The organism is Pedobacter agri PB92 (assembly GCF_000258495.1).
GTDB lineage: Bacteria > Bacteroidota > Bacteroidia > Sphingobacteriales > Sphingobacteriaceae > Pedobacter > Pedobacter agri.
This window is the reverse complement of sequence record NZ_AJLG01000003.1, coordinates 64,728-72,998: the sequence shown is the minus strand read 5'-3', so window position 1 is coordinate 72,998 and position 8,271 is coordinate 64,728. Positions and strand designations below refer to the sequence as shown.

Below are 8,271 nucleotides of genomic sequence, written 5' to 3'. Positions count from 1 at the left end.
ACGTACACACTAACTTAGCGACAAACCTCAAACATGGATTACAAACAGCTACTTGCAGATTTACTTGCACAACCCGGAAAGGTTGGGGCTGCACATGTACCCATGTTGAAGGAGATGGCCGAACAATTTCCTTATGCTCAGCCGATTCATTTGTTGCTGGCAAAAGCTGAATCGTCATTAATTCCAAAAGCAGCACTTTATACACAAGGAAACACTTTGTTTCACATTTTAAACATTGTCGCTATAGAAGCTGCACCAGAAGATACTGAAACAGCGGAGACATTTTCAGTTGAAATTGATTTAGGTAACGAACTTTTTCAAGAAACGGAACCAGAGCATAAAGTTGAACCTGCTGAAGTGGAAACGCCCATCCATTTGCCGGGAGCAGATCAACTTTTGGATTTACCTGCCGATGAAAATAATTTTATCGAAAGCGTTGCCGCGGTAGATTTTTTTGCGTTTGAAAAGAAATTAAGTACTGATGTTGTTCCGGAAGAACCACACATAGAAACCGTTATTCCTGATGAACCAGAAATTCACCGTGTTTCTAAATATGACGATGATCAGTTGCCTTACACTTTCTTGTGGTGGCTGGCTAAAACCAGAAAAGAACATGAACAAATATTTCAGCCTTATGCGCAACCCAGGCCGAATTTAGCTAAACAACAACAGGAAGTTAGCAAACAACAAGATGGCGCAGCCTTTCAGCAGCAGTATGTAGAGCATATTTTCCACATTCAAACCCCTTTTGAGGTAGCAGATCATTTGGCAGAATATCCTGCTCCGGAGGTAAAAGATGCAAAAGGTGCAGAAATTATTGAGAAATTCTTAAAAGAAGACCCAACAATTAAGCCACCGAAACCGGAGCAAATTGACACCGAAAATAAAGCCAAAAAGAGTGCAGAAGATCATTATGACCTTGTTTCGGAAACCTTAGCTAAAATTTACATCGAGCAAATGCTTTATCACAAAGCCATAGATACTTATAAAAAATTAAGTTTGAAATATCCAGAAAAAAGTGGTTACTTTGCCGACCTTATCCAATCCATAGAAAAGAAATTTTAAAATATAATATTACGATGGTAACCTTTTTAATCATTTTATTAATTGTTGTGTGTATAGCTTTAGGCTTATTTGTATTGATACAAAACCCTAAAGGTGGTGGTTTAGCAACAGGCGGTGGCACAAGCAATATGTTTGGTGTTCAACGTACGGGCGACGTTTTAGAAAAAGGATCGTGGGTTTTATTGGCTGCAATTGTTGTTTTAACCCTAGGTATTACTACAATCACCAAAAACGGTGGTGGCGCTACAGCTGTTGGAAACTCAGCTATTCAAGAGCGTTTAGATAAAACACCTTCTCCATCTCCACTTGGCGGATCGTTAAATAATACTGCTCCGGCTAAGCCTGCAACTACTGATACCACTAAAAAATAATTGATGCTTTTTAGCATAATTAAAGCTTTCCTCAAAAGGGAAAGCTTTTTTTGTATCTGATATTTCGCAATGATGAACAGATTTTATAAAAAATTAAAATAATTTAAAGTAAAATTATATCTCATCCGTTTACTGACTTATATCCCAATAAATAAGTGCCTACAAACGAACCCCAAAATATTATTTCAACCGTTTCCAGCTATGGAAAGCGCCTTTTCAGTTTCATTCGGGGGCGAGTGAACACAGATGAGGACGCGGAAGATATTTTGCAGGATGTGTGGTATCAGCTGAGTAATCAGCCGGAAGCGGGCGCTATTGAGCAGATTAGCGGATGGCTTTATCGCGTTGCGAGAAATAAAATTACCGACAAGTATAGAAAACAAAAAGAAGAGCACCTGGAGGATTTTACTTTTGAAGGCGATGACGGGGAAATCAACTTTAAGGAAATTTTGTTAGCCGATGCGTATTCTCCGGAACAGGAAGGCTTGAAAAAACTCTTTTGGGATCAGTTGTTTTTAGCCCTGGAAGAATTGCCGGAGAATCAACGTTATGTTTTTATTCAAAATGAACTGGAAGAAAGAACATTCCAGGAACTGGCGAATGAAACCGGCGAAAATATAAAAACGTTAATATCAAGAAAGGGTTATGCGGTAAAACATCTGCGTAGTCGCTTACAAAATTTATATCAAGAATTTATTAACTATTAATTGAATAGGAAATGAGAAACAGGAAATTTAGTAAAGGCAAGAAATTCATTTTCTTTATACCTGTAGTCGCCGCAATTGCAGCGGCCTTAGGCTACATTGTGATGTTTTTGTGGAACTGGATTTTACCAGAAGTTGTTGGTGCCGGTAAATTAAACTTTTGGCAAGCCTTGGGTTTGCTGGTGCTTTGCAGGTTGCTGTTCGGAAATTTTAACAAGGGTGGTGGTCATAATCGCTTTCGGGAAAAAGCAAGAGAAATGCGTTCCAAATGGGATGGCATGAATGAAGAAGAAAGAGCGAAGTTCAAGGAAGAATACAGACGCAGATGTGGCGGATGGGGACACAGAAATAAGGAATAATTTAGAGCCGGCAGAAATGCTGGCTTTTTTTTTATCTCGCCCGCCTTTTCCACGTTCCAATGAAAACAATCAGGACGCTCAATGACGAATGCATTTAGCTTTCGCTCGTTTCAAGATGTTGAATTAGGGAGAAATCTTCTATTGAAGTTCAATTATAAATATTTCATTTTTTTTTAAAGTAAAAATAAATCTGTTCCGTCTACCCTATTAAATTACAAGAAATAATAAATGAAACAGATATTAAAAACTATAGCATTTGGAATTGTACTCGGTACGGCGGTATTCTTTGTGCCCTTTATATTTAAGTTTATACTAGCCTTAATGGCAATTGGGTTTACGTTCGGAATGATTTTCACAGGTCGTCGTCGGCATTTTGTAAATCGCTTCGAAAGGTTCGATTCGAATTATTCGCCAATAGTTCCGATTGACAATCAATGGTATAAACCATCAGTGCAAAGTAATGGACAGATTAATAACATCAATATTAATTATTAAGCGATGAGAGCATTCAGAATTTTACTGGCTTTAGCAGTTGCAGGCGCAACTTTTTACAGCCTAAACGTACTGGCTATGAGAAATGGATATCCAGACAGACTCGACTTTAAAAATAAACATTATCACGAAGGAAACTGTGAATCATATCATCGAAATCATGGTTTTAGTCATCACAACAACAAACCAATTGATACCGTAATCAATCCAGTAGATAGTTTAAACAAATAAGCACATGTCACAGGTTTTAGTTTTAAGCAGTCCTTCTTCACAAGATGTTGATCCGATTTTAGGATTTGCAAGTGAATTGATCACTCAGGGAGAGAAAGTTACTTTCTTTAGTTCAGATAAATTCAAAACATCGATCCAAAACATCGGCGCCGATTTTAAAGCGTATAATCAGGATTTGAACATTTTTAAAGTGGATGAGCAGGATGATAAACCAAAATCGGGATTAATAAGTGCGCTACTCGAACCAATGAAGTTTATTGATGATATCGTGGTTCAGATTAGAGGTTTGAAATTTGACTATGCCGTTTTTTCTCCCTCTTATCCGTATGCCAGCATCATCACACAATTACTGGGTATTTCGAGAACCCAGCAAATGATCTCGAATTAACAATTAAATATTACAAAATGTATAACGAAAATAGATGCCATACAGGCAAAATGAATCACAACTGCGGTCAAAAAGGAGGGCGATTTGGAAGACATCACCACGGCCGGTTCGCCTACCATGCGCATGAAATGTTTGGAAAAGGTTTCAGACGTGTTCCTGCAAACATCGAAGAAAGTGATGAAAATTATATCATCCACCTTTTTGCCCCAGCTTTAGAAAAGGAATTTTTAAAGGTAACAACCAAAGATGATGTGCTCAGCATATCCTATACTCCGAATGAAGAGCAAGAAGCGACACAGAAATTCAGCAGAAGAGAATATAGCAACGGTGCTTTTGAAAGAGCCTTTGCCTTAAACGGAAAAGTGCTTACCGAAAACATTTCAGCGAAATATGCTGATGGAATTTTGAAAATAACACTTCCTAAAAATCCCGAAACCAATGTGCCCGCAAAAGATATCGCGGTAAACTAAGTTTTGTCTATTATAATTTCAACGGCCCTGATTGTTTGTACAATTGGGGCTTATTTTTTAGGTATCTCCAGCCAATTAAAATTTAACATTTACGTTTTCATTGAAGCTTTATCTTTGTGGCAAAGCAAGCTACTAAATTTGTGGCAGTTCTTTTGCTTAAAGAAGCTAAACACACACAAAATGAAAAAAATAAATATTTTAACGTCATCCCTGGCATTGATATTATTTGCAAACCTGAATGCGAATGCTCAAATTAAACTGAGCGATATTTTTAAGAAAGTAACGGAGAAGCAAAGTACTACTACTGCCACCGGCACTCCAACCACTTTCGAAATCGGGCAGGGTATTAAAGAGGCTTTGCAACTCGGCGTTTCTGCAGGTGCCGACCGCTTATCAGTAAAAGATGGTTTTTTGGGTAATTTAGCTGTTAAAATTTTAATGCCTCCCGAAGCACAAAAAGTAGAAAAAACGCTACGTGGTATAGGGTTGAATAAACTTTGCGATAATGTGATTACCAGTTTAAACCGTGCTGCGGAAGATGCGGCTACTGAAGCAAAACCAATTTTCATCTCGGCAATTAAACAGATGACACTGGCTGATGCAACCAACATCCTGCTAGGAAACAATGATGCGGCAACAGCTTATTTTAAACGGGTAACTACCTCTGAGTTGATGCAAAAATTCAGTCCGATAGTAACCACTAGCCTGAATAAAGTGAACGCAACGAAATATTACAGCGATTTAACTTCGCAGTATAACCGTTTGCCTTTAGTAAAACCCGTGAATACAAATCTTACGGAATATGTAACGCAAAAGGCAATTGATGGATTATTTATTGAGGTGGCTAAAGAAGAATTGAAAATCAGAGGGAATTTCAACGCTCGAAGTACCACCCTGCTTCAAAAAGTGTTTGGTTATGCAGATAAGAAAAAAAGTTAAGTCTGAATAAAATCATAAAATTAGAAGATCTGGGTTTTAAAAAGCCTGGATCTTCTTTGTTTAAAAACAATTCGTAAAATTGCGCATGACTAAATTGTATTCGCGTTTCGTACTGGCAATCGTTTCATGCCTGGCTATGTTTGCTTCTTGCACATCCAACAGTAATGATCAATCTAAATCAACAGCGATATTGGATACCGTTTCTTTAAGCCGGAAAAACTTTGCTTTGGCTTATCAGGATGGGCAAAAAATTGTAGCTACCAGTATTGATACGATGAAACAAATTTCATTTGGCGGTGCTACTGACCCATCCATTTCTCCTGATGGAAATAAATTGGCTTATACTGTTAGCGATAGTGCTGGAAACAGGAGCGTTTGGATAGCAGATTTGGAGAATAAAAGTCAGTTGCAGTTGCATGCAGACAGTAAAAATTATTATGGCGCAGTATGGTCTGAAGATGGTATTCATATTGTTTTTAGTGTTTTAAACGAGAAGAGCATCTGGAAAGTTGGCCTGATCAAAAACGATAATACCAGCTTTGTAATCTTTGATGGCCAATCGAATATCAATGTGAGTTCACCAACCTGGAAATCGGCGAATGAAATTGTTGCCCACGATTTGAAAAATCTATACACTTTTAATACTTCAGGAAAAATCATCGATACGAAGCCTTTAAAAGATTTGATCGGAACGAATTACAATATTGCCAGCGATAATCGTTTCTTCTATGCCGATAAGGGTAATAAAATTATTTTCAGTGCTTATTCTGGTAACGCAATACCCGAATTACATGGTAAAGCCAATGCTGTTTTTTCAATGGATGTGGCATCTAAAGCGATCAAACAAATTTCCTCCCCTGAGATGAATGTGTCGAATCTTTTTGTTGCTGCCGATGACCGGATTTTCTTCAGCGCAGCTGAAAAACCATTTAGACAAAGTCGAATTTATGTTTCTGATTTAAAAGGCGATATTAAAACCATTGTAGATAATGGAACAGATCCTACAGGAGCCCTAAAGTAGTTAATATGCATTTATAAGCATTTACTCTGGCAATACCTCTAAATCTTCTCTGCCAAGCTGACACCTAATATTCTTGATTTGTTTGTATTTTGACAGGACAGGTGTAATTTTGTCCCTGAAAACCTCTTGGCATAAAAAGTGTTAATTGTAAGCTTAGTTAAAAAACTTAAATCAAAATAAAAAATAATAAAAGTTATGGCGTTAAACCTTAAACCAATTGCTGGCAGTTCGAACAGAGTAATTGTAGAACCAGCTGCCGCAGAAGAGAAAACTGCATCGGGTTTGTATATCCCTGATACCGCTAAAGAAAAACCATCTAAAGGAACTGTAGTTTCAGTTTCTGAAGAAGATGCTGAAGGTAAAAAAGCAAGCGTAAAAGTAGGCGATGTTGTTATTTATGGTAAATACGGTGGCACCGAATTCCCTTACGAAGGTAAAGACTACTTAATCATGCGTGAAACTGATATTTACGCTGTTGTAGGGTAATTATAAGTTAAAAGTAGAAAGTTAAAAGTTATAAGATGATGCGATTTAAAAAATCGTAAATCGTAATTCTAAAATCTTAAATCAAAATGTCAAAACAAGTAAAATATAACGTAGATGCACGTGACGCCCTGAAACGCGGTGTAGATATCTTAGCAAATGCAGTAAAAGTAACTTTAGGTCCGAAAGGCCGTAACGTAATCATCGATAAAAAATTCGGATCGCCAGCTATCACTAAAGATGGCGTTACCGTTGCTAAAGAAATCGAATTGAAAGATGCGGTTGAAAACATGGGTGCTCAAATGGTTAAAGAAGTAGCTTCAAAAACAGACTGATATTGCTGGTGATGGAACAACTACTGCTACGGTTTTAGCTCAGGCAATCATCACTACAGGTATTAAAAACGTTGCTGCTGGTGCAAATCCAATGGATTTGAAACGCGGTATTGATAAAGCTGTTGCTGCTGTTGTGGCTAATTTAAGAGAACAATCTCAAACGGTTGGCGAAGACAACAACAAAATCAAACAAGTTGCTTCTATCTCTGCAAATAATGATGAGGTGATCGGCGCTTTAATTGCTGAGGCAATGGGTAAAGTTGGTAAAGATGGTGTAATTACTGTTGAAGAAGCAAAAGGTACTGAAACTGAAGTTAAAACAGTAGAAGGTATGCAGTTTGATAGAGGTTACTTATCTCCATATTTCGTTACCAATGCAGATAAAATGGAAGCGGAATTAGATAGTCCTTACATTTTAATCTACGACAAAAAAATCAGCAACATGAAAGAATTGTTGCCTGTTTTAGAAAAAACTGTTCAAACTGGCAAACCATTAGTAATTATCTCTGAAGATTTAGATGGTGAAGCTTTAGCTACTTTAGTGGTTAATAAAATCCGTGGTTCATTGAAAGTTGTGGCTGTTAAAGCTCCAGGTTTCGGTGATAGAAGAAAAGCAATGTTAGAAGACATCGCAATCTTAACTGGCGGTATTGTGGTATCAGAAGAAAGAGGTTACAAATTAGAAAATGCTGATTTAACTTATTTAGGTTCTGCTGAGAAAGTTGTTGTTGATAAAGACAATACTACAGTAATCAATGGCGCTGGTAACTCTGAAGATATTAAATCTCGTGTAAGCCAAATCAAAGCTCAAATCGAAACTACTACTTCTGATTACGATAAAGAAAAATTACAAGAGCGTTTAGCTAAATTAGCTGGCGGTGTTGCAGTACTTTACGTAGGCGCAGCTAGTGAGGTTGAAATGAAAGAGAAAAAAGACCGCGTTGATGATGCTTTACACGCAACTCGTGCAGCTGTAGAAGAAGGTATTGTTGCTGGTGGTGGTGTTGCTTTCATCCGTGCAGTTGCTTCAATTGCTGATTTAAAAGGTGCTAATGAAGATGAGAATACTGGTATTCAAATCATCCGTCGTGCGATCGAAGAGCCATTACGTCAAATTTGCGAAAACGCAGGTATCGAAGGTTCTATCGTAGTTCAAAAAGTTAAAGAAGGAACAGCAGATTACGGTTATAATGCCCGTACTGATGTTTACGAAAACTTAATTGGTGCTGGTGTTATCGATCCAACTAAAGTTTCTCGTGTAGCATTAGAAAATGCAGCTTCTATCGCGGCGATGTTATTAACAACTGAAGTTGTTTTGGCAGACGAGCCTGAAGAAGGTGGTGCGCCAATGCCTCCAATGGGCGGCGGCGGTATGGGTGGCATGATGTAATCCAAATCGCTAAAAATCACGGA

At 37.8% G+C, this 8,271-nt stretch carries 11 protein-coding genes and 1 pseudogene; all 12 read left to right on the top strand.

Annotation, left to right across the window (positions count from 1 at the left end):
* Positions 1-33: 33 nt before the first annotated feature.
* The 12 genes and pseudogenes from ON09_RS01190 (at position 34) to groL (ending at position 8,248) form a co-directional block, all read left to right on the top strand.
* Positions 34-1,065 (top strand): hypothetical protein, encoded by a 1,032-nt coding sequence (locus ON09_RS01190; RefSeq protein ID WP_010599239.1) that lies wholly within the window; start codon positions 34-36, stop codon positions 1,063-1,065.
* Positions 1,066-1,079: 14 nt separating this feature from the next.
* The gene (secG, locus tag ON09_RS01185) at positions 1,080-1,436 is read left to right on the top strand and encodes a preprotein translocase subunit SecG (protein WP_010599238.1); all 357 of its coding nucleotides are present in this window, start codon (positions 1,080-1,082) and stop codon (positions 1,434-1,436) included.
* 155 nt (positions 1,437-1,591) lie between these two features.
* Positions 1,592-2,143, top strand: a complete 552-nt coding sequence (locus tag ON09_RS01180; RefSeq protein ID WP_010599237.1) for an RNA polymerase sigma factor — start codon at positions 1,592-1,594, stop codon at positions 2,141-2,143.
* Positions 2,144-2,154: 11 nt separating this feature from the next.
* Positions 2,155-2,499, top strand: coding sequence for a hypothetical protein (locus ON09_RS01175; protein WP_010599236.1), 345 nt, complete (start codon positions 2,155-2,157; stop codon positions 2,497-2,499).
* Positions 2,500-2,727: 228 nt separating this feature from the next.
* The gene (locus tag ON09_RS01170; protein WP_010599235.1) at positions 2,728-2,994 is read left to right on the top strand and encodes a hypothetical protein; all 267 of its coding nucleotides are present in this window, start codon (positions 2,728-2,730) and stop codon (positions 2,992-2,994) included.
* 3 nt (positions 2,995-2,997) lie between these two features.
* The gene (locus ON09_RS01165; protein ID WP_010599234.1) at positions 2,998-3,222 is read left to right on the top strand and encodes a hypothetical protein; all 225 of its coding nucleotides are present in this window, start codon (positions 2,998-3,000) and stop codon (positions 3,220-3,222) included.
* Positions 3,223-3,226: 4 nt separating this feature from the next.
* Positions 3,227-3,610, top strand: a complete 384-nt coding sequence (locus ON09_RS01160) for a glycosyltransferase family protein (RefSeq protein WP_010599233.1) — start codon at positions 3,227-3,229, stop codon at positions 3,608-3,610.
* Between the two features lie 17 nt (positions 3,611-3,627).
* On the top strand, positions 3,628-4,080 hold the full coding sequence (locus tag ON09_RS01155) for an Hsp20/alpha crystallin family protein (protein ID WP_029204027.1): 453 nt from the start codon (positions 3,628-3,630) through the stop codon (positions 4,078-4,080).
* A gap of 180 nt (positions 4,081-4,260) precedes the next feature.
* Positions 4,261-5,019: a DUF4197 domain-containing protein gene (locus ON09_RS01150; protein ID WP_029204026.1), complete on the top strand. Its 759-nt coding sequence runs from the start codon at positions 4,261-4,263 to the stop codon at positions 5,017-5,019.
* An 85-nt stretch (positions 5,020-5,104) separates the two neighbouring features.
* Positions 5,105-6,040: a TolB family protein gene (locus ON09_RS01145; protein WP_010599230.1), complete on the top strand. Its 936-nt coding sequence runs from the start codon at positions 5,105-5,107 to the stop codon at positions 6,038-6,040.
* Positions 6,041-6,235: 195 nt separating this feature from the next.
* The gene (locus ON09_RS01140; protein WP_010599229.1) at positions 6,236-6,526 is read left to right on the top strand and encodes a co-chaperone GroES; all 291 of its coding nucleotides are present in this window, start codon (positions 6,236-6,238) and stop codon (positions 6,524-6,526) included.
* Between the two features lie 86 nt (positions 6,527-6,612).
* Positions 6,613-8,248: pseudogene (gene groL / locus ON09_RS01135) on the top strand (chaperonin GroEL).
* The last annotated feature ends 23 nt before the right edge of the window (positions 8,249-8,271 follow it).

Bases quoted from the DNA above. Each gene is read 5' to 3' on its own strand.
- ON09_RS01190 (WP_010599239.1), top strand. From the start codon at position 34: ATGGATTACAAACAGCTACTTGCAGATTTACTTGCACAACCCGGAAAG.
- secG (WP_010599238.1), top strand. From the start codon at position 1,080: ATGGTAACCTTTTTAATCATTTTATTAATTGTTGTGTGTATAGCTTTA.
- ON09_RS01175 (WP_010599236.1), top strand. From the start codon at position 2,155: ATGAGAAACAGGAAATTTAGTAAAGGCAAGAAATTCATTTTCTTTATA.
- ON09_RS01170 (WP_010599235.1), top strand. From the start codon at position 2,728: ATGAAACAGATATTAAAAACTATAGCATTTGGAATTGTACTCGGTACG.
- ON09_RS01165 (WP_010599234.1), top strand. From the start codon at position 2,998: ATGAGAGCATTCAGAATTTTACTGGCTTTAGCAGTTGCAGGCGCAACT.
- ON09_RS01160 (WP_010599233.1), top strand. From the start codon at position 3,227: ATGTCACAGGTTTTAGTTTTAAGCAGTCCTTCTTCACAAGATGTTGAT.
- ON09_RS01155 (WP_029204027.1), top strand. From the start codon at position 3,628: ATGTATAACGAAAATAGATGCCATACAGGCAAAATGAATCACAACTGC.
- ON09_RS01150 (WP_029204026.1), top strand. From the start codon at position 4,261: ATGAAAAAAATAAATATTTTAACGTCATCCCTGGCATTGATATTATTT.
- ON09_RS01145 (WP_010599230.1), top strand. From the start codon at position 5,105: ATGACTAAATTGTATTCGCGTTTCGTACTGGCAATCGTTTCATGCCTG.
- ON09_RS01140 (WP_010599229.1), top strand. From the start codon at position 6,236: ATGGCGTTAAACCTTAAACCAATTGCTGGCAGTTCGAACAGAGTAATT.